At 38.9% G+C, this 25,393-nt stretch carries 27 protein-coding genes; 19 read left to right on the forward strand and 8 right to left on the reverse strand.

Annotated features, from left to right (window positions below):
• Positions 1 to 108: 108 nt before the first annotated feature.
• On the forward strand, positions 109 to 237 hold the full coding sequence (locus tag V7121_RS14960) for a hypothetical protein (RefSeq protein WP_335498787.1): 129 nt from the start codon (positions 109 to 111) through the stop codon (positions 235 to 237).
• A 51-nt stretch (positions 238 to 288) separates the two neighbouring features.
• Here V7121_RS14960 and V7121_RS14965 read toward each other — a convergent pair whose 3' ends face one another.
• Entirely contained in the window at positions 289 to 510 is a 222-nt protein-coding gene (locus V7121_RS14965) for a DeoR family transcriptional regulator (RefSeq protein ID WP_335498789.1), read from the reverse strand.
• A gap of 354 nt (positions 511 to 864) precedes the next feature.
• Here V7121_RS14965 and dat point away from each other — a divergent pair, with 354 nt between their 5' ends.
• The gene (gene dat / locus V7121_RS14970; protein ID WP_335498791.1) at positions 865 to 1,737 is read left to right on the forward strand and encodes a D-amino-acid transaminase; all 873 of its coding nucleotides are present in this window, start codon (positions 865 to 867) and stop codon (positions 1,735 to 1,737) included.
• 39 nt (positions 1,738 to 1,776) lie between these two features.
• Here dat and cysK read toward each other — a convergent pair whose 3' ends face one another.
• Positions 1,777 to 2,706: a cysteine synthase A gene (gene cysK, locus V7121_RS14975; RefSeq protein ID WP_335547072.1), complete on the reverse strand. Its 930-nt coding sequence runs from the start codon at positions 2,704 to 2,706 to the stop codon at positions 1,777 to 1,779.
• Between the two features lie 164 nt (positions 2,707 to 2,870).
• Here cysK and thpR point away from each other — a divergent pair, with 164 nt between their 5' ends.
• The 4 genes from thpR (at position 2,871) to V7121_RS14995 (ending at position 7,562) form a co-directional block, all read left to right on the forward strand.
• Entirely contained in the window at positions 2,871 to 3,449 is a 579-nt protein-coding gene (gene thpR / locus V7121_RS14980) for an RNA 2',3'-cyclic phosphodiesterase (protein WP_335498795.1), read from the forward strand.
• Positions 3,450 to 3,465: 16 nt separating this feature from the next.
• Positions 3,466 to 4,449: a diacylglycerol/lipid kinase family protein gene (locus V7121_RS14985; RefSeq protein ID WP_335547074.1), complete on the forward strand. Its 984-nt coding sequence runs from the start codon at positions 3,466 to 3,468 to the stop codon at positions 4,447 to 4,449.
• Positions 4,436 to 6,568, forward strand: coding sequence for a type I pullulanase (pulA, locus tag V7121_RS14990; protein WP_335547076.1), 2,133 nt, complete (start codon positions 4,436 to 4,438; stop codon positions 6,566 to 6,568). The genes V7121_RS14985 and pulA overlap by 14 nt, the downstream gene beginning before the upstream one ends.
• Before the next feature lie 220 nt (positions 6,569 to 6,788).
• The gene (locus tag V7121_RS14995; RefSeq protein WP_335498800.1) at positions 6,789 to 7,562 is read left to right on the forward strand and encodes a phosphotransferase family protein; all 774 of its coding nucleotides are present in this window, start codon (positions 6,789 to 6,791) and stop codon (positions 7,560 to 7,562) included.
• On the opposite strand, the gene V7121_RS15000 is transcribed toward V7121_RS14995, so the two are convergent.
• Complete coding sequence (locus V7121_RS15000) at positions 7,563 to 7,841, reverse strand: YtzH-like family protein (RefSeq protein ID WP_335498803.1); 279 nt, start codon at positions 7,839 to 7,841, stop codon at positions 7,563 to 7,565.
• 162 nt (positions 7,842 to 8,003) lie between these two features.
• Here V7121_RS15000 and trmB point away from each other — a divergent pair, with 162 nt between their 5' ends.
• Both trmB and V7121_RS15010 read left to right on the forward strand, forming a co-directional pair.
• Positions 8,004 to 8,645, forward strand: a complete 642-nt coding sequence (gene trmB, locus V7121_RS15005) for a tRNA (guanosine(46)-N7)-methyltransferase TrmB (RefSeq protein ID WP_335498805.1) — start codon at positions 8,004 to 8,006, stop codon at positions 8,643 to 8,645.
• Positions 8,646 to 8,742: 97 nt separating this feature from the next.
• Positions 8,743 to 9,585, forward strand: coding sequence for a YtnP family quorum-quenching lactonase (locus tag V7121_RS15010; protein ID WP_335498808.1), 843 nt, complete (start codon positions 8,743 to 8,745; stop codon positions 9,583 to 9,585).
• Between the two features lie 32 nt (positions 9,586 to 9,617).
• On the opposite strand, the gene V7121_RS15015 is transcribed toward V7121_RS15010, so the two are convergent.
• A complete protein-coding gene (locus tag V7121_RS15015) occupies positions 9,618 to 9,947 on the reverse strand; it encodes a PepSY domain-containing protein (RefSeq protein WP_335498809.1) in 330 nt (109 codons plus the stop codon).
• A 180-nt stretch (positions 9,948 to 10,127) separates the two neighbouring features.
• Between V7121_RS15015 and V7121_RS15020 the strand changes: the two genes are divergently transcribed.
• The 6 genes from V7121_RS15020 (at position 10,128) to murC (ending at position 17,174) form a co-directional block, all read left to right on the forward strand.
• A complete protein-coding gene (locus tag V7121_RS15020; RefSeq protein WP_335547078.1) occupies positions 10,128 to 11,201 on the forward strand; it encodes a M42 family metallopeptidase in 1,074 nt (357 codons plus the stop codon).
• Positions 11,202 to 11,255: 54 nt separating this feature from the next.
• Positions 11,256 to 11,774 carry a DUF84 family protein gene (locus tag V7121_RS15025; protein WP_335498813.1) on the forward strand — a complete coding sequence of 173 codons (519 nt, stop codon included), beginning with the start codon at positions 11,256 to 11,258 and terminating at the stop codon, positions 11,772 to 11,774.
• A gap of 66 nt (positions 11,775 to 11,840) precedes the next feature.
• On the forward strand, positions 11,841 to 12,155 hold the full coding sequence (locus tag V7121_RS15030) for a thioredoxin family protein (protein ID WP_335498815.1): 315 nt from the start codon (positions 11,841 to 11,843) through the stop codon (positions 12,153 to 12,155).
• 86 nt (positions 12,156 to 12,241) lie between these two features.
• Positions 12,242 to 13,030 carry a DUF1444 domain-containing protein gene (locus tag V7121_RS15035; RefSeq protein ID WP_335499114.1) on the forward strand — a complete coding sequence of 263 codons (789 nt, stop codon included), beginning with the start codon at positions 12,242 to 12,244 and terminating at the stop codon, positions 13,028 to 13,030.
• Positions 13,031 to 13,190: 160 nt separating this feature from the next.
• A complete protein-coding gene (locus tag V7121_RS15040) occupies positions 13,191 to 15,641 on the forward strand; it encodes a DNA translocase FtsK (RefSeq protein WP_335547080.1) in 2,451 nt (816 codons plus the stop codon).
• 231 nt (positions 15,642 to 15,872) lie between these two features.
• Positions 15,873 to 17,174 carry a UDP-N-acetylmuramate--L-alanine ligase gene (murC, locus tag V7121_RS15045; RefSeq protein WP_335498819.1) on the forward strand — a complete coding sequence of 434 codons (1,302 nt, stop codon included), beginning with the start codon at positions 15,873 to 15,875 and terminating at the stop codon, positions 17,172 to 17,174.
• A 174-nt stretch (positions 17,175 to 17,348) separates the two neighbouring features.
• Here the strand turns inward: murC and V7121_RS15050 are convergent, their stop codons facing one another.
• Entirely contained in the window at positions 17,349 to 18,464 is a 1,116-nt protein-coding gene (locus V7121_RS15050; protein ID WP_335498821.1) for an aminopeptidase, read from the reverse strand.
• A 224-nt stretch (positions 18,465 to 18,688) separates the two neighbouring features.
• Between V7121_RS15050 and V7121_RS15055 the strand changes: the two genes are divergently transcribed.
• The 5 genes from V7121_RS15055 (at position 18,689) to ccpA (ending at position 22,518) form a co-directional block, all read left to right on the forward strand.
• Complete coding sequence (locus tag V7121_RS15055; protein ID WP_335498823.1) at positions 18,689 to 19,147, forward strand: DUF948 domain-containing protein; 459 nt, start codon at positions 18,689 to 18,691, stop codon at positions 19,145 to 19,147.
• Positions 19,148 to 19,168: 21 nt separating this feature from the next.
• Positions 19,169 to 19,663 carry a YtxH domain-containing protein gene (locus V7121_RS15060; RefSeq protein ID WP_335498825.1) on the forward strand — a complete coding sequence of 165 codons (495 nt, stop codon included), beginning with the start codon at positions 19,169 to 19,171 and terminating at the stop codon, positions 19,661 to 19,663.
• A 90-nt stretch (positions 19,664 to 19,753) separates the two neighbouring features.
• The gene (ytxJ, locus tag V7121_RS15065; protein WP_335498827.1) at positions 19,754 to 20,089 is read left to right on the forward strand and encodes a bacillithiol system redox-active protein YtxJ; all 336 of its coding nucleotides are present in this window, start codon (positions 19,754 to 19,756) and stop codon (positions 20,087 to 20,089) included.
• Positions 20,090 to 20,207: 118 nt separating this feature from the next.
• Positions 20,208 to 21,287, forward strand: a complete 1,080-nt coding sequence (locus tag V7121_RS15070; protein WP_335498829.1) for a bifunctional 3-deoxy-7-phosphoheptulonate synthase/chorismate mutase — start codon at positions 20,208 to 20,210, stop codon at positions 21,285 to 21,287.
• A 232-nt stretch (positions 21,288 to 21,519) separates the two neighbouring features.
• The gene (gene ccpA, locus V7121_RS15075) at positions 21,520 to 22,518 is read left to right on the forward strand and encodes a catabolite control protein A (protein ID WP_335498831.1); all 999 of its coding nucleotides are present in this window, start codon (positions 21,520 to 21,522) and stop codon (positions 22,516 to 22,518) included.
• Between the two features lie 269 nt (positions 22,519 to 22,787).
• Here the strand turns inward: ccpA and V7121_RS15080 are convergent, their stop codons facing one another.
• From V7121_RS15080 to V7121_RS15090, 3 genes are read right to left on the reverse strand one after another with little or no spacing between them, the layout of a single operon-like run.
• Positions 22,788 to 23,960 carry an acetoin utilization protein AcuC gene (locus V7121_RS15080; protein ID WP_335498833.1) on the reverse strand — a complete coding sequence of 391 codons (1,173 nt, stop codon included), beginning with the start codon at positions 23,958 to 23,960 and terminating at the stop codon, positions 22,788 to 22,790.
• A complete protein-coding gene (locus V7121_RS15085) occupies positions 23,957 to 24,604 on the reverse strand; it encodes an acetoin utilization AcuB family protein (RefSeq protein WP_335498835.1) in 648 nt (215 codons plus the stop codon). The genes V7121_RS15080 and V7121_RS15085 overlap by 4 nt, the downstream gene beginning before the upstream one ends.
• A gap of 45 nt (positions 24,605 to 24,649) precedes the next feature.
• On the reverse strand, positions 24,650 to 25,282 hold the full coding sequence (locus V7121_RS15090) for a GNAT family N-acetyltransferase (protein ID WP_335498837.1): 633 nt from the start codon (positions 25,280 to 25,282) through the stop codon (positions 24,650 to 24,652).
• Between the last annotated feature and the right edge of the window lie 111 nt (positions 25,283 to 25,393).

A 25,393-nucleotide genomic window follows, 5' to 3' on the forward strand; every position in this document is an offset into this window, starting at 1 on the left:
GCAATTTTTGCTAAAGGTTAAAATATTCCCCTTACGAATTATTGTTGGTTGAAGGAAACTTTGTTTAAAATGGCGAATATACTAATGGAAAGTAGGAGGCTGATATATATGTTCATTACACCTCGATTACAACGGAGGATTTTCATTTATTCATATGTTTTTAGAAAGCTCGGCATTTTAAGTGAACAAGAATACAATACAATCACAAACCAAGTAAAAGGGCAGCAAGATTTATAAATCAACAAAAAGCACGCGAAAAGTCTCGCGTGCTTTTTTTATACAATCTTATTAAGAAGATATTTTTACTCTTTTTTGTGTGGTCGTCCATTTTCCGCGGCTTGGGCTAATTACCAAGTCATTATAGGCTAAGACATTTAAATCTCGTTGTATGGTGCGAGGAGTGATACCAAATTCCTCTACAAGTTCCTGCGTTGTGACAGTTCCGTTATTGCGAATAAACATGTAGATACATTTGATGCGGTTTAACATCCGGTTAGTCGAAGGTTTCAAAGAACCACTCCCTATCCTTTTTTCAAACCTATGGCAATACCCTGCTACCGACGCCTGTTTGAAGATTCCTCTTCAAGAATATGTAGTTTTCTTTTCCGCGCAGACATCTCCTTTTCATGGATGAATTACTGTGGATACTTAGATGTCTTCCATCTATCCTTATTGTAACCACAAAATCTGAAAATTTCCACCAATATACTTTATTTTACAAAATAATTATCAAAATTTTACACGAATTGTTCGGATATTTGCCCTCCCTTGTTATACTCTTACTATAGGTTATGGGTTATAATGTATGGATTATGACAAATTGTTTGAATTTTTAGTCAAAAAAATAAAAGGAGTAATGTTAGAATGAAATTTGCAATTTTGAATGGGGAAATGATAAAACGTTCTGATGCAAAGGTCGATGTGGAAGACCGAGGCTATCAATTTGGAGATGGAGTATACGAGGTTATTCGTGTATACAACGGTAAAATGTTTACGATCAACGAACATCTGGAGAGGTTTGTTAAAAGTGCAGAAAGCATTTGTATTACACTGCCCTACACAAAGAAAAAAATAACGACACTACTTGAAGAACTCATTTTAAAAAATAATCTTCAGGAAGGCATCGTTTATATGCAAGTAACGAGAGGAGTTGCCCCTCGTAATCATTCGTTTCCAACGGACAATGTTTTGCCAAGCCTGGTTGCCTACACAAAAGAGGTAACTAGACCGTTAGCTAGTTTGAAGACTGGTGTAAAAACCATGGTAACAGAAGATATTAGATGGCTCCGCTGTGATATAAAAAGTTTGAACCTGCTAGGCAATTTGTTAGCAAAACAAAAAGCGGCAGAATCCGGCTGCTTTGAGGCAATCCAACATCGCAGTCAGGAGGTTACTGAAGGTAGTTCTTCGAATATCTTTATCATTAAGGATGGCAGCATCACCACCCATCCGTCCAATCATTTAATATTAAAGGGAATTACAAAAGATGTAATCTTACAAGTTTGTGAGAGTAATAAGATTGTCGTGGAAGAACAAACATTTACACTTGAAGACTTGGCGAGTGCAGATGAGGCATTCCTCTCAAGTACGACTGCAGAGGTGATGCCTATTATTGAAGTAGATGGGAAAAGGGTAGGAGATGGCCTGCCAGGACCTGTCACCAAAAGGTTGCAGGAATTGTTTGAGCAAGAAATTGAAAGACAATGCGGGGCACTTAAAGACAAGATCCTTAAATAGTGAAAAGACGTGAACACAAAAGTGTCCACGTCTTTTATTCTAGAATTGAAATAAATCGCTCGATAAATACCTTTCTCCCGTATCGCAGGCAATACAAACGACGATATCATCAGGGGTTAATCGTTTAGCAACTTCTATTGCGGCGAAGCATGCTCCACCAGAGGATGGACCGACAAGAATTCCTTCTTCGGTTGCCAAGCGACGCGCGATATCATAGGCGTCTTCATCGTTTATTTGATGTATCTCATCATAGACCTGTTGATTCAGAATGGTTGGAATAAATCCTGGGCTTGTTCCTACAAGTTTGTGCTTACCTGGTTTTCCGCCTGACAAAACAGGGGAGCCTTTTGGTTCAACCACATGAACAGTTAAATGTTCATAATGCGCTTTCAAAGTTTCACCAGTACCGGTAATGGTCCCTCCTGTTCCAGCAGTTGCAACAAAAGCTGTAAGTGGTTTCCCGAGCTCTTTCATGGCCTCGATAATTTCAATAGCCGTAGTAAAACGGTGTGCATCTGAATTCGCATGATTTTCAAATTGCATCGGGACGAAACTATTTGGAATCGTACTTGCTAATTCAAGTGCTTTTTTAATCGCTCCAGGCATTTTTTCATCACCAGGTGTAAGAATAACCTCTGCACCGTATGCTCTTAATATGCTAATTCGTTCTTGTGTCATCGTATCCGGCATGACAATAATTGATTTATATCCTCTAGCGGCAGCATTCATTGCAAGTCCAATCCCTGTATTCCCACTTGTTGGCTCAATAATCGTTGAACCATCTTTTAATTTACCGGCCTTTTCCGCTTCAATAATCATATTAAAAGCAGCCCGGTCTTTTACGCTTTTACTTGGATTGAAATACTCCAGTTTTAAATAAACCGATGCCCCGCCCTGAGGCGCTACGCGATTTAGTTTGACTAGTGGTGTTTCTCCAATTAATTCAGCTATATTGTTGACTACTTTCATGGGACCGTCCCTTTCATTGACTATAATAAATACTAATTCTACGTTCCCTTTTTATAATAATTAAAAATTTCATCTTTGTAAAAAATCTCGGATAATAATCAGTCTGCTAATAGATACATTTAGGACAAAATAGACTAGAATTATCTAAAGAAAGGAAGATAACAATGGAACAACAATCCCATTTTTTCTTTGCCGTAAGAATACCTGAACAAACGAAATCAGTGATGAGAGATCATATGGAAAAACTAAAGGATAGAATCCCATTTAGCCGCTGGGTTCATTATCAGGATTTACATATTACCTTAGCGTTTCTTGGCAGTGCACCACATGATAAGCTTACAGAAGCAGATAAAAACGTGAAAAAGGTCCTTAACGATGAGAATGCACTATCATTAAAAATCAACAAGCTTGGATATTTCGGAAGTGCTGCTTCTCCCCGTGTTTTTTGGGCTAATACGGAAGAAAGCCATTACTTGCAATCCATTCGAAAAAAAGTGTTTTCCGCTTGTGAGAAATCGGGATTCCAACTAGAAACAAGACCGTTTCGCCCTCATATTACCCTTGCTAGAAAGTGGAAAGGAAACCAACCCTTTCAAGATGAGCTACTTAATCTTTGGGATGAAGTTCAGCCAATACCTCTTTCCTTTGAAACCAGTGAAGTAGTACTTTATCGAACAAACCTAAACCAATCACCGAAATATGAAGTAATAAACATATATCCTTTAGACAAAACAAAAACATAAATATAAGGTAGGTATTATGAAACAAATTTATTTTATTATTAATCCTAAAGCTGGAAACGGGCATTGCCTTAAGGTATGGGAGAGAGTAGAACAGCAACTAAAGGTAAAAGAGATTTCCTATTTAGCATTTTTTACAGAATTCCCAGGACATGCTAAGAAGCTGGCGAACCATATTGCGTTAATCAAGCCTGAGCAAAAAATCATCATTGCCGTGGGTGGAGATGGAACGATGCACGAGGTGATGAATGGAGCAGGAGAGGATCGAAATATTACACTTGGATTTATTCCTGGTGGGTCAGGAAATGATTTTTCTAGAGGATTTCAAATACCCTCCGACCCCGTTAAGGCATTAGATGTGATTCTTCGCTTAGCGAAACAAAAGGGCGTGCCAATCGATATTGGGAAAATTACCATGTCTAATTCAAATGTGCACTATTTTATTAACAATATGGGTGCAGGTTTTGATGCTGTTATTTCCTTTGAAGTTAATCAATCTAAGGTCAAGGCGTTATTTAATAAACTTTCGATGGGCCGCCTCGTTTATGTGTATTTTCTCCTAAAAAAATTATTTACTTATAAAACCTCCACAATTGATTTATCAATTGACGGGAAAAAGCATATATTTGAACAAACATGGTTTGTAACGGTTTCCAATCAACCATATTATGGCGGCGGGATGAAAATTGCCCCTGCAGCCGAACCGGATGATGGATTACTGGATATCACGGTGGTGCATCAACTAGCTAGATGGAAACTATTACTTGTATTTATCAGTGTCTTTTGGGGGAAGCACACCTATTTTAAAGAAGTCAAAACCTTTATAGGGAAAGATGTATCCATTCATTCTCATACAAAACTCTATGTTCACGCGGATGGGGAGTATATTGGTTTAACGCCCCTGAATATAAACCTCCAAGCAGGTGCCCTCGAGGTGTTGACGAGAAAAAAATGTACGAAAGAAGTGAATATGAAAGAGAGGAACTCGAATGATGGCTGCTGACCGAAATTTCTTTGCCTATCTTGATGATATGAAGATCATTACGATTCTTCTTCCTCTTTCCTATCATCACGGTTTATCATCTTCTTTTTCAATGACATGTGATTTTCAAGAACATCCACTGAATATCATTGAAAAGAGACAAATAGATAATAATATGAAATATATTTGCGAATTTTCAAAGGAGTATTCCTTTGAAAAACAATATTTAGTTACGGATGAACATGGCGGGAAAACAGAACTGCAAATTGGCGCCGTGATACGAACAAAAGCATTTGATGAAAAATTCTATTATGACGGTGACGACCTCGGCGTGACATTAGAGGGAGGTCAAACTCGTTTTAAGCTATGGGCACCCACGGCAACACAGGTTAAAATAAAGCTGCGTCCAGCTAACAGCAGTTTTTCAGAATTTGTAAAAATGAAGCGTGAAGAAAGAGGCGTATGGTCAGTTGCTGTATCGCGTGATTTGGAGTTTTTTCAATATAGTTTCCTAATCTTAGTTAATCAAGAATGGCGAGAGGCTATTGACCCTTATGCTACGGCTGTTACTGCTAATGGAGAACTTGGTGTGATTGTTAGACTTGAAAAGACACATAGACAGCGAATACCTTTACCACCATTTGAAAATCCAGTGGACGCCATCATCTACGAAACACATATAAGAGACTTAACCATTCATCCACACAGTGGTGTAACGAATAAAGGCCTATATCTCGGGGCGGGTGAGCACAATACAAAAGGACGGGATGGTGGACCTACAGGATTAGCCTATATTAAGGATTTAGGGGTTACGCATATTGAATTCCTCCCATTTCATGATTTTGCAGGTGTCGATGAACTGAATAGAGATAAGGAATATAATTGGGGTTACAATCCTCTTCATTTCAATGCTCCTGAAGGTAGTTATTCAACCGATCCTTCCTCTCCATACGCAAGAATTATCGAATTAAAGCAATTAATTGACCAGGTTCATAAACTTGGACTTCGTGTGATTATGGACGTCGTTTATAATCATGTCTATATCCGAGAGACTTCATCCTTTGAAAAGGTAGTCCCAGGGTATTATTTCCGGCATAATGAAATGGGACTTCCTTCAAATGGTACAGGTGTTGGAAATGATATTGCTTCAGAGAGGAAGATGGTCAGAAAATATATCATTGATTCAATTCAATTCTGGCTAAAGGAATATCATATAGATGGATTTCGATTTGATTTAATGGGAATATTGGATATCCAAACCATGCAGGAAATAAGGAAAGTCTGCGATTGTCTGTCACCAGGAACAATTATCCTTGGTGAGGGCTGGAATCTCAACACACCGCTCCCTGTTGATCAGAAAGCGATAATCGGGAATCAAGCGAAAATGCCGCAAATAGCTCAATTCAATGATAAATTTCGGGATTGTATTAAAGGAAGTTCCTTTAATTTGTTTGATAAAGGGTTTGCCTTTGGAAATGAGCATTACATCGAAGCGGCTAATGAAGTCATAACAGGCAGCATTGGTTTTACAAAAGAGGGGACGGCACTATTTAATGAACCCATCCAGTCAGTGAACTATGTTGAATGTCATGATAACCATACAATGTGGGATAAACTTCTTGCATGTCTCCCCAGTGCAGATGATTCTTTACGGATGAAATATCATCGTCTCGCCACAGGGATTGTTTTGTTATCACAGGGAATTCCCTTTCTCCACAGTGGTCAGGAGTTTTTTCGAACGAAAAAAGGGGACGGGAATAGTTATCGTTCTTCAGATGAGGTAAACCAATTAGACTGGGATAGAATGATTTCCTATAAGAATCAAGTAGAATACATTAAAGGACTGATACAAGTACGGAAGGAATTTCCTTGTTTCCGAATGAGAACAGCTGCTCAAATTCGAAAAAATATACAGCAATTACAACTGCCTTCCCCATTGTTGGGGTATTGGTTTAATAATGACGATGGAATAATCTTATTAATCAATCCTTCCATAAAGAAGCAAGAGGTTTTATTAACGGTTAGAGACTGGGCTGTGTTAGTTGATCATGAAAATGCAGGGATTACAACCATTCGTATGTTGGATGGTAGAGATTTAATTATTGAACCAGTTTCCATTAATGTTTTGCTAAAAAAATAGTTTCTTCATATTTACTTGACGAAAAAAGGTAATCCGAGATAAAATTTAATAAGATGGCTATTGTGTGCAATGGTTTCAATAGCTTTTTTTTTATTTCTGTAAAAATAAAAGCTGTTGATGAAACTGTGGTAATATAAGACCTTCCGGCAGCGCAGGTTATACCTCTTAATTGATAGGGGAATAAGCCCATTAGAACGGCATAAATTGAAGGTGAGCAATTTTGGATCATATACTAGGACAAGAGTGGGAAATTACCCCTGCTGGAGGCAAGACAGGTGAAGCCTTTTATGCAAAATATAAAGACCAAAGGCTATTTTTGAAGCGGAATTCGTCACCGTTTCTCGCTGTCCTATCAGCAGAAGGGATTGTCCCAAAGCTTGTTTGGACAAAACGGTTAGAAAGTGGAGATGTAATTACTGCACAGCAGTGGCTGCCTGGGAGAGAACTTAAGCCCTCAGAAATGAATCAAGAGCTAGTGGCAAGACTGCTAAAGAAGATTCATTGTTCAGAGCCAATGCTGGGTATGCTGAGCCGGATAGAGACTTCTCCAATCCATCCTGAGCCTATATTGCAATCGGTGGTAAATGAGTTAGATGAACAGGTCCTTTCCTTGCCAGAAACGCAAAGAGCCATGAACTTCTTAAAAAAGGAAGCATTACATGTCTATTGCGATGAAAAAGTGGTTTGTCATGGAGATGTCAACCATAACAACTGGCTGCTTGCAGAAGACAACCAGTTGTATTTGATTGATTGGGACGGGGCAATGATTGCTGACCCCGCCATTGACCTGGGATTGCTCCTTTATTGGTACATCCCAATGGAGAATTGGCAGGATTGGTTAAGCATGTACGGCAAAGAACTAACCGATGACCTAAAGTTGCGAATGAAATGGTATGTCACCATTCAAACGCTTTCTTCAATTCAATGGTATAAAAATAAAAGCCGCTTGGAAGAAATGAACAAATGGATCAAGTTTTTAGATGAAATTCTCTAATCAGGAAAATTGATCAATATCACTTACCCAATTCGATAGGTTTGTTTGGTTAGACAAGATATGTTGGTCTAAATCAGACGTGCCGACTCCATGTTGGCTGTATTGATATACTTCTTGTAAGACATTTTTAACATTTTGGTCAATTTGTGTGTTTACCATTAGGGATTTCACTAAACGTTCCAATTGTTCGCATTCGGCAACAGACCCGCAGCAATCGGCTTGATGATTATTTAATATATCTTTTAATAAAGTAACCTGGTCATCATGACTTAATGGCATGAATGGACACCTCGCAAGTGTTATTTAAAAACAAGAATTCACACTGTTAGGTTGTGAATTCTTTTTTTGTTTATGCATGATGTTATTTCCATAAAAGTTAAACTTGTAGGAAAAATGGTGCATGATATGTAGTAACCAATATTATTTTTAGGAGTGTCATAAATGAGAGTAAGGCATAAACCTTGGGCAAAGGAAAAAATAGAGCAGCATCCTCAATATATTGTTGCGGAGCCGGAACAGTATAAGGGAAAATGGCATGAAGTATTTGGTAATCATCAACCACTCCATATTGAGGTGGGCACAGGCAAAGGGCAATTTGTTACTGAGATGGCTAGAGCTAATCCAACGATTAATTACATTGGGATTGAATTATACGACAGTGTCATCATTACCGCTTTGGAGCGTTTAATTGAAGCTGATTTACCGAACGTTAAACTCTTGAATGTAAATGCAGTTGATTTACCGAAATACTTTGCGAAAAATGATGTCGACCAGGTCTATTTGAACTTTTCTGATCCGTGGCCAAAGTATAAGCATCGGAAAAGACGATTAACCTATAAGGATTTCTTAAAGCTTTATGAGGATATTATGGTTGATGGCGGAGAAATTCATTTTAAAACGGATAACCAAGGGTTATTTGAACATTCATTAATCAGCTTTTCGGAATACGGGTTATTATTAAAGTATATTAGCCTAGATCTCCATAAGAGTGATTATGAAGGGAACATTATGACAGAGTATGAAGAGAAATTTTCAGAAAAAGGAAGTCGTATTTATCGTTGTGAAGTGAAATATCAAAACTAATTGTTCAGGACAGTTCTTTATTGGGCTGTCTTTTTTATTTCTTCAAATAATCTGAAGATGTTAATATATAGAAAAAGGGCAAAAGGGGGAAGAAACTTTGGAAACAGTTGAAATTGGTGGTGTGAAAGTCACATGGTTATCTGGAGGAGTGACGAATTTAGATGGCGGTGCGATGTTTGGGGTTGTTCCGAGAGGGTTATGGTCAAAAAAGTATCCCCACAATGAAAAAAATCAGATAGAGCTTCCTACCGACCCGATGTTAATTCAAATGGGCGGGAAAAATTTCTTAGTAGAAACCGGGATCGGTAAAGGAAAATTAACGGATAAACAATTAAGGAACTATGGTGTAACGAGAGAATCTGAGCTGGATGAATCATTAGGGGAATTAGGCTTAAACTCAGAAGATATTGATTACATCCTTATGACTCATTTGCATTTTGATCATGCAGGCGGTCTGACAAAGTTGGTGGATGGACAATACATTTCGGCCTTTCCTAATGCGAAAATTATTACCTCCCAAGTAGAATGGGATGAAATGCGAAACCCTAATATTCGTTCGAAAAATACATATTGGAAAGAAAACTGGGAAGCAATAGAAACTCAATTAGAACCTTTCGAAGAACAGTGGAATTTAGAGGCATTAACGATGATTCATACTGGTGGTCATAGTGATGGACATTCTATTCTTATTGTGGAGGACGAGGGAGAAATGTTAGTTCATATGGCTGACCTGATGGCCACACACGCACATCAACCAGTATTATGGGTGATGGCCTATGATGACTATCCAATGACGTCGATCGCAGCAAAGGAAAAATGGCTCCCATACGGATTAATTAATAATGCTTGGTTCAGCTTCTATCATGATGCCTTTTACCGTGCAGTGAAGTGGGATGCAGACGGAAAACACATTGTTGAAAGTATTAAAAGAGAAAAATAGCCGTGACCTATTAGGTACGACTATTTTTACTACTATGAATTAAGATCGCTCGATAAAGTCCTCACGTCCAAAAGAGTGCCAGTCTGCGCGTCAGCAATGAATTCAAATTGTTCAAGAGATCCATTGTTGTTTTTAGAAATGCCGCCTTTGTATATACGGTAATGAATTTGTTGTTTTTCGTATGGCTCTGCTTCCATATGAATCCATGAGCCATTGATGGGTCCATTCCTGGTAAATTGTTTTTTTACTTGTTCTAATACTTTTTCAGGTGAAACATTAGTTTTGCTGTTGATTATTTCTTTTGCAGCATATCCGCCGATCATACCGACCACTGCACCAAGAAGAAACGACTTCCATTTCATAACAGACCTCCAAAAGATAAATTTGGAAAAGATAGGATTCTCTTCTCAGTATATCGTATTTACGGATCAGGAACATACTATAAGGTAGATGAAATTCAATTGATGGAAAAAGAAACCAAAAGTCTGTAAAATAAAATTTATATACATAACAAAACCGAGAAATTAAAGGAGCCATAAAACATGAACGATCAAACACTAAAACTTTTTCAAACGTTAACTGAACTTCCCGGAGCTCCCGGAAATGAACATTTGGTAAGAAAATTTATGAAGGAACAATTATCTCAATACACAGACGAGATTGTTCAAGATAATTTGGGCAGCATTTTTGGGGTAAGAAGAGGAGACGAAAAGGGTCCGACAGTAATGGTCGCAGGTCATATGGACGAGGTAGGCTTCATGGTGACGGCAATTACGGAAAATGGCATGCTCCGTTTTCAACCACTTGGCGGCTGGTGGAGTCAAGTTATTTTGGCCCAGCGTGTTCAAGTCATGACGAACAACGGTCCAGTAATTGGTGTTGTTGGTTCCATTCCTCCACACCTGCTTGACGATGCTAAGCGTAATAAGCCAATGGAAATCAAAAATATGTTAATTGATATTGGGGCAGATAATCGTGAAGATGCCAAAAATTTAGGGATAAAGCCTGGTCAGGCCATTTTGCCAATATGTCCATTTACACCAATGGCAAATCCAAAAAAAATCTTAGCGAAAGCATGGGATAACCGGTACGGGTGTGGATTAGCTATTGAACTGCTTCAGGAATTAAAGGACGAAACATTGCCAAATATACTTTATTCAGGGGCGACGGTTCAAGAAGAAGTAGGTTTACGTGGTGCCCAAACGGCAGCTAATATGATTAACCCAGACATCTTTTTTGCTCTGGATGCTAGCCCAGCCAACGATATGACCGGGGATAAAAATGAGTTTGGCCAATTAGGTAAAGGGGCATTGCTTCGAATCCTTGACCGGACAATGGTTACCCATCGAGGGATGAGAGAATTTGTCCTGGATACAGCAGAAACGCATAATATTCCATATCAATATTTTGTTTCACAGGGTGGAACAGATGCCGGTAGGGTGCATCAATCTAAAGAGGGCATCCCGAGTGCAGTAATAGGTATTTGTTCGCGCTATATTCATACCCATGCCTCGATAGTTCATATAGATGATTATGCAGCTGCAAAAGAACTAATTACCAGACTAGTCAAGGCATGTGATAAAAGCACGGTTGATACGATTAAAGCTAACAGTTAAGATTTTGGGAGCATTTATATGCTCCTTTTAACTTTTTCAAAAGGGGAATTTATTATGAAAATTATTATTGGGTCTAAGAACCCTGCTAAAATTAATGCAGTAAAGAATAGTTTTACTTCTGAAGATGAGTTTGTGAACTTAGATATCCCTTCAGGTGTTAACGAGCAACCCTTTTCTGATGAAGAAACGATCAAAGGGGCAATTAATCGGGCGATAGGTGCCCTAAAACAAGGAAAGGGCGACATCGGAATTGGTCTTGAGGGCGGGGTACAGGAAACAAGTTACGGATTATTTATTTGTAACTGGGGAGCACTTGTATCAAATGAGGGGGAAACGTTTATCGCTGGTGGGGCGAGGATTCCCCTACCGGAAGAAGTGGCTATTCGCCTCAGGTCGGGTGAAGAGCTCGGACTCGTCATGGAAGATTTTGCGAATAAGAAAAATGTAAGGAAACAAGAAGGGGCAGTTGGTATTTTTACAAATGGAATGGTTAGTCGTTCTGAAATGTTTACTCATGTAATGGACCTTTTAGTGGGACAATATAAAAGAGCAAATAATTGGACTGAAAAGTAGCTGGACTGATATGATTTGTTTTGATAGTATTGAAAAACGCAAAAGATTCAAATGGAGGCGTTGAATTTGAAAAATTTAGAGTCAATCGAGCAATTTGAACAACTGCGCGACCACGGGAAAACCATCTTCATGTTTTCAGCTGGCTGGTGCCCAGATTGCCGAATTATTGAGCCGATTTTACCAGAAGTAGAATCCAAGTTTAATGAATATACTTTTATTCACATTGATCGTGATCAGTTTATTGATATATGCCAGCAATTGGACGTCTTTGGGATCCCAAGTTTTATTGCTTTTGAAAATGGAAAAGAGCTGGGCAGATTTGTAAGTAAAGATCGAAAAACACAAGAAGAAATAGAAAATTTTATTGCGGATTTGAAATAATCGTCTGACTCTCCATCCTTTGAGATGGAGGGTTTTTCATGTAAACTAGACAGAGCAGCTCCAATATGGAGGGATTTAAAATGAAAATGGATAGTAGAAAAATGAAAGCTGAATTAGAGAAGCGCTTGGCTCGTGTAGATCGGGTGATTTCTTATAATCGGGAGAAGGACCAATTACGCTTTGAAAATAAAGAAACAGGAAAAGGGATCACGGTCGCATTACCTGGGATTATAGCTAAATGGCATGTGGACAAGGAAAAAGCTATTAATGAAGTGGTTTATTATATCGAGGAGGGGCTTCGTGCCATGGAGGACGAAGTTCAGCTAACCGATCATGAAAAGAAAATCTTTCCCGTGATTCGTTCTACGTCATTCCCGACGGAAGCAGAAGAGGGTGTCCCATTCTTAGTTGACGAGCACACGGCGGAAACAAAAATTTATTATGCATATGATCAAGGTAATACATATCGGTTAATTGACTCGCGTATAATGGCAAAGGAGGGCTGGGAAGCAAAGAGGATTAAGGAAATTGCCTTATTTAATGTCCGCTCCCTTTCCACTTCACTAAAAGAGGATCAAGTTGCCGGTAATAGCTTTTATTTTCTTAATACCAATGATGGATACGATGCCAGCAGGATATTAAATAAAGTTTTTTTGAATGAAATTGAGAAGCAGATTACTGGAACGATGGTTCTTGCAGTTCCACATCAGGATGTATTAATTATTGCTGATATACGTAATGATCGAGGCTATGATGTGATGGCGCAAATGGCGATGAGCTTTTTTGCAAATGGTCATGTCCCAATTACAGCTCTGTCATTTTTGTATGAAAATGGTGAACTAGAACCTATTTTTATTTTAGGAAAAAATAAATAATGAACAAGAAAAGGGATCACAGTGGAAAGTGATCTTTTTTCATGCATCTATTCTCAGGTAACATGTATTTTGGCTCATTTATAAGAATTATGTCGAAAAAATATGAAAAACTGATAAAATAGATTGATAGATGAAAGTGAAAGTAGAAAGAGTGGTCGTTTTGAGCTGGATCCAGAACCTTTTTCAAAAGTTAAAAAAAGATGATGACGATGATGATGCATTTAACGGTTATACTATACATAATCAAGAAGGCTTGCCGTTTCTAAACCAGTATGACAGTCTGAAGGATTTAGAGACGAAGATTTCCTACCAATATCCAAAAGGTAGTAATCGTCCTTATCATCCCAAAAAACCGTTGGAAACATCAAAAGCAAAAGAAGAAACATTACATCAAAAAAGAATAGAAAAGCGCGCAGTTAAAGGTAAAGGCAGGGAAAACCCTGAGGCCCAAACTGTTCAACAGGAAATGCCTAAAACCAAATTAGAACCATCAATTAGGAAGAAGAGCGGACCTTTCCAACCGACAGAGATACCTTCTCCTGTTTTTGGGTTTAATCGCCCGAAAAATACGAATATAGTTGTCGAGCATGAATTAAGTCATTTTTTAGAGGATGATCGTGGAAATCTGGTCGAAGGCCTGGCTGGATCAGAGCAACTAAAATCTAATAATGAGATAATTGAGCTATCTGAGATTGACAACGAAGTTTTTGAAATGGAACCAATTTGTGAAGAAATTAGCCAAGAAAATTTAATTGATTTTGTTGAAGAAATTAGCCAAGAAGATTTAATTGATTTTGTTGAAGAAATTAACTCTCCTAGAAGGGAAAATGACATAACAGTGGTTACTTCTAGGAATGCAGAAGATTCGCTAGAATTGGTAGAGCATGAAGAAGTACAGAAAGATGATTTAATAGAAGATGTAAAAGAACTAATCGCTGTTTCTGTGTATTCAGAAGAGTTAGGTGCAGAGGTATTACCTGAACCCACTGAACCAAAACGTTCGCATTTGCCATTTAATGTGATGATGTTAAAACAAGATAAACAAAAGTGGGAAGAAAGAAAGAGAAATAGAACAGTGGAACCTAAGGCTTCGACACCACTAGTTAATAAAGAACTGGAAAAGCCAAATCAGGTAATTAACCTCTTTGCAGAAAATGAAGCCATCCAAATAAAAGCAGATGGTGATTCTTATGTTCTCCCAACCTCTAGTTTACTGAACCCGCCTGTTCCAGGGGGAAATGATACGAAATGGTTATTGGAGCAAGAGGAAATTTTAAACGAAACCTTACAAAACTTTAATGTCGGTGCAAGTGTCGTTAATGTGACACAAGGTCCTGCTGTTACCCGCTTTGAGGTTCAGCCAGAGCCAGGTGTCAAAGTGAACAAGATAACCAACCTGAGTGATGATATAAAGTTAAGCCTAGCCGCTAGAGATATTCGGATTGAAGCTCCTATCCCTGGAAAGCATACGATAGGGATAGAAGTACCAAACCAAACGTCTCGACCTGTCTTTATAAATGAAATTATCCAAAGCAGCACTTTCATGGAATCGACTTCCCCATTAACAGCAGTGCTTGGCCTTGATATCGCAGGAAAGCCGATTGTAACAGATTTAAAGAAGATGCCGCACGGCTTGATTGCAGGAGCGACAGGGTCCGGGAAAAGTGTTTGTATTAACACCATCTTAGTAAGCTTACTTTTTAAAGCCAGACCCGAGGAGTTAAAGCTATTATTAATTGATCCAAAAATGGTTGAGCTCGCGCCATATAATCGTATTCCACATCTGGTAAGTCCAGTCATAACAGATGTTAAGGCAGCAACAGCTGCTTTAAAATGGGCAGTTGACGAAATGGAAAGACGGTACGAATTATTTGCCCATACTGGTGTGCGAGACATTAACCGCTTTAACGAACTGGCGGTAAAGCATCAACAGTATTCGGATAAACTTCCATTTATTGTTATTGTTATTGATGAGTTGGCGGATTTAATGATGATGTCGCCTGCTGATGTGGAAGAAGCTATTTGTAGAATTGCTCAAAAGGCACGTGCGTGTGGGATTCATTTAATTGTTGCGACACAGAGGCCGTCGGTTGATGTCATTACCGGCTTAATTAAAGCGAACATACCTACTCGAATCGCCTTTTCAGTTTCGTCTCAGGTCGATTCGCGAACAATTATTGATATTAGCGGAGCAGAAAAGTTACTTGGGCGCGGTGATATGTTATTTTTAGAAAATGGATCTTCTAAACCGGTCCGTTTGCAAGGAACATTTGTCTCGGATGAAGAAATTGACCTTGTAGTAGGACATGTGCGTGAACAGCGCGAACCAGCCTACTTGTTTGAGCAAGAAGAATTATTAAAAAAAGCACAAGTGACCGAAAATGAAGATGAACTTTTTTATGAAGCATGCGAATTTATTATTGATCAAGGAGGTGCTTCCACTTCCAGTCTGCAAAGGCGCTTTAAGATTGGCTATAATCGGGCAGCAAGATTGATGGATATGCTTGAACACAATGGCTATATTACAAGCGCAAATGGGAGTAAGGCACGTGAAGTTTTAATTACTGAAGCAGATTTAGAGTCTATCCAAGAGGCTGGTTTAAATAATTAATCGATAGTATTCTTTCATTACATGGACAAATAATATATAGTGAATTCATTTTGCAGAATCCACAAAATTAGTTGCCAATAGTTTTTCAAGTGGAACAGTGGTATAATTATTAAATATGTTTTTAAGGTTTTTGAAATTTATTGAGTGCTATCGCACTTCCGTTTTATTGTTAGCAAATACAGACAGATGTCATATACTGTTTTACAGATAGACGTTGTTGGAGGTTCTTCTATGACTATTTACCATTTTGTCGGTATAAAGGGGTCTGGAATGAGTGCGCTCGCACAAGTTCTGCATGATATGAAATTTCAAGTGCAAGGATCCGATGTCGAAAAGCGCTTTTTTACACAACTGGCTCTTGAGCAATCAGGGATTACCATTCTCCCGTTTCAAAAGGAGAATATTCAGCCAGGAATGACAATTATTGCAGGTAATGCCTTTCCAGATACCCATGAGGAAATTCAAGAGGCGATGAAATTAGGCCTTCCGATTGTGCGTTACCATCGGTTTTTAGGTGACTTTATGCAAAACTTTACGAGTGTAGCGGTGACCGGTGCGCATGGAAAGACCTCTACCACAGGTTTACTCGCCCATGTGATGGAAGGTGCAAAACCTACATCATTTTTGATTGGCGATGGGACAGGTAAAGGTAGAGAAGGCTCGGAATATTTTGTGTTTGAAGCCTGTGAATACAGAAGGCACTTCTTGTCTTATTTCCCCGACTATGCGATTATGACGAATATTGATTTTGATCATCCTGATTATTTTGCCAATATTGATGATGTCTTTTCGGCTTTTCAAGAGATGGCCATACAAGTGAAAAAAGGAATATTCGCTTATGGTGATGACGAGCAGCTGCAAAAAATTCAGGCAAAGGTTCCCGTTCTGTTTTATGGTTTTGGCGAGGAAAATGATTATCAGGCAAAAAACCTCGTGAAAAGTACCGATGGAACGACCTTTGATGTATTTATTCGTAATACATTCTATGATACCTTCACGATTCCAACCTTTGGCGATCACAGTGTTTTAAATGCACTTGCCGTTATTGGTTTATGTCACTATGAAGAAATTAATGTTGAAGTCGTTAAGCAGCAATTAACTACCTTCCAAGGTGTAAAGAGAAGATTTTCGGAAAAGAGTATGGGGTCACAAATATTAATTGATGATTATGCCCATCATCCAACCGAAATAAAAGCAACGATTGATGCGGCTAAACAAAAATATCCAGATCGAAAAATTGTGGCGGTCTTCCAGCCGCATACCTTTTCACGTACTCAAGCATTCCTTGAAGACTTTGCCAAAAGTCTAAGAGAAGCAGATAAAGCCTATTTATGTGAGATTTTTGGGTCTGCTCGTGAAAATCACGGAAAACTAACAATCAAGGACCTTCAGGCAAGAATCGAGGGGTCTGAAGTCATTTCGGAAGAAAACACCTCAATTTTAAAAGACTATGACAATAGCGTCATTATTTTTATGGGTGCTGGAGACATTCAAAAGTTCCAGGAATCTTACGAAAAACAATTAACAAAATAAAGCGGGAGCGCCCGTTTAGCGGCATATGGACTGGAGACCTTTGACTTATCGTAGGGAAAAGGGCGAAGTACACTAACCGTTGGGCGCTGGAGCTAGACCGTTATCTAGGTTCAAATTTTAATACTTTTATTATAAGACAAACAAGGATGCCAGCAAAGTTGGCATCCGTTTTTGTTATTTTAACTTATCTGGATTTAAAACTTCTAATTCAGGAAGAACAAACAGGCCGTCTTTACGGATTAGGACATCGTCAAAATAGATCTCCCCACCGCCATACTCTGGGCGTTGAATATTTACCATATCCCAGTGGATATTTGAATGATTGCCATTAAACGCGTCATCATAACATTGCCCTGGGGTAAAATGGAAGCTGCCGGCAATCTTTTCATCAAATAAAATGTCTTGCATTGGATGAAGGATAAATGGATTAACCCCAATCGCAAATTCACCAATAAACCGAGCACCTTCATCTGTATCAAAAATCTTATTGATGCGACTAGAGTCATTGGACTCTGCTTCCACAATCTTCCCATCTCGGAAAGTTAACTTCACATTTTCAAAGGTAAAACCTTGATATGGTGAAGGTGTATTATAGGTAACTACTCCATTAACTGAATCACGTACAGGCGCCGTATAAACTTCCCCATCTGGAATATTTAATCGTCCAGCACATTTAATTGCAGGAATATCCTTAATGGAAAAGCTAAGGTCTGTTCCTGGTCCTGTGATTCGTACTTTGTCTGTCCGGTCCATTAGCGCTTTAAGGCTGTCCATCGCTTGATCCATTTTTCCGTAATCGAGGTTACAAACATCAAAATAAAAGTCTTCAAAAGCTTCTGTACTCATTTTTGCTAATTGAGCCATGGAAGAAGTTGGGTATCTAAGAACAACCCATTTTGTCTTTGGAACACGAATGTCACGGTGAACTTTTTTTCCGATTGTATTCCCGTGAATTTTCATTTTATCATCCGGGACATCAGCTTGTTCACTGATGTTATTACCCGAACGAAGACCTATGTAGGCATCCATTTTACTCATCACATTTGCTTCGAATTCTGCCATCATATTAAATTGTTCTTCTTGTGCTCCTAGTAAGAGCGAGCGGTCGACTTGGTGGTCCTTTAATAGTACAAACGGGTACCCCCCAGCTAAATACGCCTCCTTCACAAGGGCCGTAACAAGTTCGCGCTGCAACCCGAAATTTTCGATTAAAACCTTTTCACCCTTTTGGAGCTGAACTGAATAATTAATTAAGTTCTTTGCTAGTTTCTCAATTCGTGGATCTTTCATTTTTTACTCCTCCAACAAAAATTTATCTAGGTACCCTATTATTGTAACCGAATATAGCCAGAAAGTTGAAAAATTAAACTTTTGTTTAAATCCTGAGAGTAAAATTTACCCCAAGCGGCAGGAAAAGAGGACAATTATATGGAAGTAGTATAAGATAATTATCGAGGTTTATATCTATACTTGATGGGAAATACATATTGATAGGATTAAGGCGGAGGTGCAGGATGCAAATAATTTTATACTTAAGCGTAGCCTTGATAGCAATTGCGTTTTTTGTGCTTGTGATATTTTTATCGACAACACTCAAATCATTTCAAGTTACACTTACAAGCGTTTCAAAAACATTAGCTGGATTAGAAAAGCAGTTGGATGGTGTTACAGCCGAAACCACCATACTTTTACAAAAAACAAACGCATTGGCAGATGACATTAAAAAGAAATCTGATAGTTTAACTAGTGTCGTTGATGCGGTTAAAGACGTCGGGACAACCGTAACTAAATTTAACGGAACTTTACAAAATATCACTAGTACAGTGGATAAACAAGTAGAAGATAGTAAGGAAAAAATCTCACAAATTGTACAATGGAGTAATGTTTTTCTTGAATTAAAGGATAAGTGGCAGGCAAGAAAACAAGCAAAACAAGAAATTAGCCTTGAAGACAAGAAGATTAGAGCACATTAAAAAATAGAGGAGGAAATGAACATGCCAAATAGAGAAAATGATTCTAGGGATTCGAATCAAACTCGAATGGAAGAATCGTCCAATAGCTTTTTGCTTGGGGCGATTATCGGAGGAGTAGTGGGTGCTGCGGCTGCACTGCTTTTGGCTCCTAGGTCTGGGAAAGATCTTCGCCATACATTTAGTAATCAAGCTGGTACCTTAATTGATAAGTCATCATCAATAAGAGAAAATGTTATGAACAAAAGCACTGAGTTAGTCTCAAAAAGTTCTTCCCTGTCTCAAGGGATCGTCCTTCAATCCTCAGGATTATTGAATAAGGTTAAAGGGAAAATTACTAGCCATGGTGAGGTAGATGACGAACGAGAAACAACCTATATACCCATTCAAGCTCCCGTGGAAAAGAATAAAACGAAGAAAACAATCGAAATTGGAACCTTGGATAGTTCCGAAATAAGAAGAAAGCTTGAAGAAGCAGAAAAAGCTTTAGAAAAAGAAGAAAACAAGGTAAAACTGTAAAATAGGATTAGCCAATCTGTTTATTTGTTATAAAAACGGTGGAGTGATAAAATTACTTCACCGTTATTTTATTACTGGAGGTATGTACAGATGTTAGAAAAAATTGATTCCATTGAACAATTTGAAGGATTATTAGTTAAGGAGGACAAGTTCTTCCTTTTGAAGCATAGTTTAACATGTCCCATCAGCCATGCTGCCTATAAGGAGTATGAAAAATTTGCCAATGAAAATCAGGCTGTTCCCACTTACTTCCTAGCCGTTCAAGATTCTCGTCCATTGTCTAGTGAAGTAGCAGAGAAATTCCAAATCAAACATGAATCTCCACAGGCTATTTTGTTTTCAAATGGAGAGCCTTTATGGAATGCTTCCCATTGGAAAATAACAAATCGTGCATTAATTGACGCTTTAGTGCTTAAAAGCGTTTAATCATTAAAGAAAAAATAAGTGACAAACGGAAATCTATCCGCTATAATAATTTTAATTATCAAACTGTTAAAATATTTATAAATTTTAAACCTTGCAAGTGAAAGGACGGGGATAAAGAGTGAGCAAAAAGAATGAATTAGAACAATTAAGGAAACGAGTCGATGAACTGAACCTTGAATTGTTGAGGGTAATTAATGAAAGAGCCGGGCTCGTCCAAGAAATTGGAAGGGTAAAAGAAAACCAAGGTGTATACCGTTACGACCCAGTTCGTGAAAGAAAAATGCTTGATTTAATTAAAGAGCATAACGATGGTCCTTTTGACAATTCAACCATTGACCATATTTTTAAAGAAATTTTCAAAGCAGGTCTTGATTTGCAGCAAGACGACCATAGTAAGGCATTGCTTGTTTCTAGAAAAAAGCAGCCTGAGGATACGATTGTTAACCTAAAAGGTGAACTGATTGGTGATGGAAAGCCTCACTTCGTTTTTGGCCCATGTGCGGTAGAATCATATGAACAAGTAGCAACGGTAGCGAAATCAATCCAAGAAAAAGGCTTAAAGCTTCTTCGTGGCGGGGCCTATAAGCCTAGAACTTCTCCATATGATTTCCAAGGGCTGGGTGTAGAAGGATTAAAAATATTGAAACGTGTAGCCAAGGAATTTGATATGGCAGTGATTAGTGAAATAGTCAATCCAGCCGATATTGAAATGGCCATTGATTATATCGATGTCATTCAAATTGGGGCCAGGAATATGCAGAATTTTGAATTGTTAAAAGCAGCAGGTTCTGTCAAAAAACCTGTTTTATTAAAAAGAGGAATTGCGGCAACAATCGAAGAATTTATCAATGCAGCCGAGTATATTGCGGCGCAAGGAAATGGTCAGATCATTCTTTGTGAGCGAGGCATACGTACTTACGAACGTGCTACCAGAAATACATTAGATATTTCAGCTGTACCGATCCTCAAGCAAGAAACTCACTTACCTGTTATGGTTGATGTTACCCATTCTACTGGCAGGAGAGATTTGCTGTTACCTTGTGCAAAGGCAGCAATTGCAATAGGTGCTGATGGTGTAATGGCAGAGGTTCATCCAGATCCAGCTGTCGCACTTTCGGATCAAAAGCAGCAAATGGATCTTAATCAGTTTGATAAATTCTATAACGAACTGCTAGCATCTAACTATGTTCGACTTTAATTGTAAATGACCTTCTGCACCTAATGTAGAAGGTTTTTTATTATTATTTTGTAAGTTTGTGAAAAATGTCGACAAATGCAATTGCGGCTTTACCTTTCTTATCGTATCATTAAATACATATTCAAGATTGTTTAGGTTCTCACAAACAATAAACAAAAAACAAATGATTAAGTTTATACAACCTGTTGTAAAATAAAGAAAACGATGTACGTTTTAGGAGAGTGTGTGTTTAGTGAATATTACAATTTATGATGTCGCAAGAGAAGCAAATGTTTCTATGGCAACCGTTTCCCGTGTGGTTAATGGGAACCCGAACGTGAAACCAGTTACACGTAAAAAGGTGTTAGAAGTTATTGAACGACTTGGCTACCGTCCGAATGCAGTAGCTCGAGGATTAGCGAGCAAAAAAACAACGACAGTTGGCGTGATTATCCCTGATATTTCCAATATCTTTTTTGCAGAGTTAGCTCGTGGAATTGAAGATATTGCCACAATGTATAAGTACAACATCATTCTTAGCAATTCCGACCAAAACAAAGACAAAGAATTGCATTTGCTCAATACAATGCTTGGCAAACAAGTGGATGGTTTAGTATTCATGGGCGGTAATATTACAGCGGACCATGTGGAGGAATTTAAAAAATCACCTGCACCGATTGTCCTTGCAGGTTCGATTGAAGAATCTAACACAATTCCTTCTGTAAATATTGATTACGAAGAAGCAGTATATGATTCCATTAAGGAATTTATTGAAAAAGGACATAAGAATATTGCATTTGTCGTCGGGCCGCTTCATGAACCTAAAAATACCTTCAAGAAGTTGAGAGGTTATCAAAGGGCCTTGGCAGAAGCCAATATTCCATATAATGAGGAACTTGTCATTGAAGGGGATTATACGTATGATTCAGGAATTGAAGCAATAGAAAAGCTGCTAGAAGCCTCTAATCGACCTACGGCCATATTAGTCGGCTCCGATGAAATGGCACTTGGTGTTGTCCATGGAGCTGAAGACAAAGGCTATCATATTCCTGAGGACTTTGAGGTAATCACTTCTGACAACACAAGGCTGTCACTAATGGTTCGTCCACAGTTAACCACTATTGTCCAGCCGTTATATGATATTGGCGCAGTTGCCATGCGGCTCTTAACCAAATTAATGAACAAGGAAAAAGTATCCGAACAAATTGTCGTACTGCCACACCGGATAGAACACCGACAATCGACAAAATAATCACAAAAAGCGGAAGCGCCCGTTCAGCGGCGTATGGCCTGGAGCACTCCAACTGAGATAAAGGAAACACGAAGAGCGTAGCGATTCGATGTTGACTTATCGTAGGGCGGAGAGCGAAGGACACTAGCCGTTGGGCGCTGGAGCTGGATTCAGAGAACTGGTTCGATTTTACAGTGATAAATAATTTTATTCCGAACTAGAATAAATGGGTTGACCTAATATGGTCGACCCATTTTTTTAACGCCGCTAGACGTCCGCTTCCACTTTGCTTAGACCGACTCGCTCTTTTGCTGGCTGCGAATCGGATATAGTGCTTTTTCAAGGGTTAAGCGATTTTTCTCAGTAATTTCTGCTTTTCTTGGAATGGGGGTATATAAGTTTTCAGGGTCGTCCCATTCTTTTGGTAAATCCACAGGCGATTCATTTTGCCAGAAGTCTACCCATTGCTTCGGCAAACTGCCATAACAGTTTGATTTTTCAGTCATCTCAAGCCAAATAAGAGCCCATGCCCTCGGGACCACCCGCCAGATATCATAGCCTCCGCCACCAACAGCAATCCACTTCCCGTTACAATATTGATGGGCAATTTCATGAGCAAGTCTAGGAATTTCCCTGTAGATTTTCATGGTTGCTGAAAGATGGGTTAAAGGGTCCAAATAATGAGAATCTGCTCCATTTTGGGTCAGAATCACATCTGGTTTAAAAAACTCAGCCACTTCCCTTAGGGCATGGGTATAGGCATAAAGCCACGATTCATCTTCAGTAAATGCATCAACAGGAAGGTTAAATGAATAGCCATAGCCTAGTCCTTGTCCGCGCTCATTAACATTGCCTGTACCAGGAAATAAATATCTTCCTGTCTCATGAATCGACAGAGTGCAAACATTTGGGTCATCGTAGAAGGACCACTGAACCCCATCGCCATGATGGGCGTCCGTGTCCACGTATAAAACACGAGCATTATATTTTTCCTGCAGATATTTAATGGCGACCGAACTATCGTTATATACGCAGAATCCTGATGCTTTCCCCCTGAATCCATGATGCAATCCACCACCGAGGTGGAGAGCGTGAAGAGCTTTACCTGTCATGACTTGGTCTACAGCGGTCAATGTTCCCCCAACAAGTAAAGCGCTTGCTTCATGCATGTTAGGGAATACAGGGGTATCTTCTGTCCCCAGCCCATAGTTTTCGCCTATTTCTTTGGGTAATTGGCCATTTCCTGCTTTTTTTACGGCTTCTATGTAACTGAGGTCATGAATTAAGGCTAACTCATCATCAGTGGCGATTCTTGGAGCGATGATATCTTCTGAAAATAGAGCATTCATTTTCTCTAATAAATCCACCGTTAACTTAAGTCGGAATTGATCAAAAGGATGGTGATTGCCAAATTTGTATTTCAGCAGTTCATCTGAAAAAACAAAGGAACATGTATCGCTCATAGTGATATCCCCGGAAGGTTTGGCCATAGGACATGGAAGCCTGCCTGTTTAAGGTCTTGAATTAACGATGTAGGATTCATGGTCTGTATTCTAATCACAAGGATTTTAAACTTTTCATCCGTTTGATCAGGATAAACTAGAACACTCAATATATTTGCTTTTCGATTCTTAATTACCGTGGTTATCTCACTGAGCTTTCCAGCTAGATTAGGGACCTTAATCTCAATTTGAGAACCAGGTTGATGGGCGCCTGTTAATTCGACCAATGTTCGCAGCATATCTGTTTCAGTTACAATCCCAACTAGTTCTCGGTTATTGATGATCGGCAGACAACTGAATTTATGCTCATAAAAAAGGCCGGCTATTTCTTCAACAAAATCAAGGGGATGACCGGTTATCACGTTTCGTTCCATAATAGTGTCGAGAGGCTTTTTCATATCTTCTGGATGTTCATTCGCGTGGAAAATAGATGGAGTCGCCTCATGGATTTTTGAAACTGTGACAAGACCCACTAAATGTTTTTCTTGGTTGATAATCGGGATATGACGTATTTTCCTTGACTCCATCAAACGGATTGCATCCTCAATCGTATCTGTCGGCAAAAGTGTTGCCACATCGGTTTTCATGATCTGTTCTACTATCATCTAAATATCCCCCTAGCTTATGCAAGTATCAGGAAAAATTATTTATTAGTACATAAATCGATTCATAAATCTTAGACGGTCAAATTTTTGGATGGTTTCCATATCGATTCTTTTCCCCATCCGTGCCATGAGACAGTTGGCAGGGTGTGAGCAAATTTCAGGATCATCGGTGGCATACCATTCAAGGCCGCCCGCATTCATCATCTTTTCCATGATTTTTCGGTACTCCCAAACATTCAACTTGGTACCTTTTAAATCCCAGTGCCAGTAATACTCCGTCGTGATGATGAGGTAATCCTCCATCGCATCATCCATCATTCCGACAATAAGAAGATTTTTACCCACTGCACAGCCTCTATATTGTGGAATGACTTCAATTGCACCTAATTCGATTAAATTTTCAATCTTTCCTTCTGACCATCGTTCGAGTGGGTCAGGGTAAAGAAAGGTTACATAACCCACGATCGTATTTTGATGCCTGGCAATAATAATTCTGCCTTCAGGAAGCTTTGCAATTCCAACTAGAGCCTGATGCTGCTGCGCGGGCGGCCGGAATGCAATCAGGTCTTCGTGGAATTCATAGCCAGCTAGTTTATCTGAGTTAATCGGCCCTTCAATGATCAGGGACCCGTGAGGTGTTTTTAATTGTTTGGCATTGTATGTTTTTTTGTGTTCCATACGGTCACCTACCCTGGAAAAATCTTTCTGCTTATAATTCTATTATACATAAAATCTAGTAAGGAAAAGCAATTTAACGAAATTTTCCGTCTTCTAGCGAAAAACTTTTTA

It is taken from the genome of Neobacillus drentensis, assembly GCF_036962125.1.
Taxonomy (GTDB): domain Bacteria; phylum Bacillota; class Bacilli; order Bacillales; family Cytobacillaceae; genus Neobacillus; species Neobacillus drentensis_B.

Excerpts from the sequence above, each read along its gene's own strand:
- ytxJ (WP_335498827.1), top strand. The coding sequence starts at position 19,754 with ATGTTAGAAAAAATTGATTCCATTGAACAATTTGAAGGATTATTAGTT.
- pulA (WP_335547076.1), top strand. The coding sequence starts at position 4,436 with ATGATGGCTGCTGACCGAAATTTCTTTGCCTATCTTGATGATATGAAG.
- V7121_RS15025 (WP_335498813.1), top strand. The coding sequence starts at position 11,256 with ATGAAAATTATTATTGGGTCTAAGAACCCTGCTAAAATTAATGCAGTA.
- V7121_RS15055 (WP_335498823.1), top strand. The coding sequence starts at position 18,689 with ATGCAAATAATTTTATACTTAAGCGTAGCCTTGATAGCAATTGCGTTT.
- V7121_RS15035 (WP_335499114.1), top strand. The coding sequence starts at position 12,242 with ATGGATAGTAGAAAAATGAAAGCTGAATTAGAGAAGCGCTTGGCTCGT.
- V7121_RS15015 (WP_335498809.1), bottom strand. The coding sequence starts at position 9,947 with ATGAAATGGAAGTCGTTTCTTCTTGGTGCAGTGGTCGGTATGATCGGC.
- dat (WP_335498791.1), top strand. The coding sequence starts at position 865 with ATGAAATTTGCAATTTTGAATGGGGAAATGATAAAACGTTCTGATGCA.
- cysK (WP_335547072.1), bottom strand. The coding sequence starts at position 2,706 with ATGAAAGTAGTCAACAATATAGCTGAATTAATTGGAGAAACACCACTA.
- V7121_RS15050 (WP_335498821.1), bottom strand. The coding sequence starts at position 18,464 with ATGAAAGATCCACGAATTGAGAAACTAGCAAAGAACTTAATTAATTAT.
- V7121_RS15090 (WP_335498837.1), bottom strand. The coding sequence starts at position 25,282 with ATGGAACACAAAAAAACATACAATGCCAAACAATTAAAAACACCTCAC.
- V7121_RS15085 (WP_335498835.1), bottom strand. The coding sequence starts at position 24,604 with ATGATAGTAGAACAGATCATGAAAACCGATGTGGCAACACTTTTGCCG.
- V7121_RS14960 (WP_335498787.1), top strand. The coding sequence starts at position 109 with ATGTTCATTACACCTCGATTACAACGGAGGATTTTCATTTATTCATAT.
- murC (WP_335498819.1), top strand. The coding sequence starts at position 15,873 with ATGACTATTTACCATTTTGTCGGTATAAAGGGGTCTGGAATGAGTGCG.
- V7121_RS15000 (WP_335498803.1), bottom strand. The coding sequence starts at position 7,841 with ATGCCATTAAGTCATGATGACCAGGTTACTTTATTAAAAGATATATTA.
- V7121_RS14985 (WP_335547074.1), top strand. The coding sequence starts at position 3,466 with ATGAAACAAATTTATTTTATTATTAATCCTAAAGCTGGAAACGGGCAT.
- V7121_RS15060 (WP_335498825.1), top strand. The coding sequence starts at position 19,169 with ATGCCAAATAGAGAAAATGATTCTAGGGATTCGAATCAAACTCGAATG.
- V7121_RS15020 (WP_335547078.1), top strand. The coding sequence starts at position 10,128 with ATGAACGATCAAACACTAAAACTTTTTCAAACGTTAACTGAACTTCCC.
- V7121_RS15080 (WP_335498833.1), bottom strand. The coding sequence starts at position 23,960 with ATGAGCGATACATGTTCCTTTGTTTTTTCAGATGAACTGCTGAAATAC.
- trmB (WP_335498805.1), top strand. The coding sequence starts at position 8,004 with ATGAGAGTAAGGCATAAACCTTGGGCAAAGGAAAAAATAGAGCAGCAT.
- thpR (WP_335498795.1), top strand. The coding sequence starts at position 2,871 with ATGGAACAACAATCCCATTTTTTCTTTGCCGTAAGAATACCTGAACAA.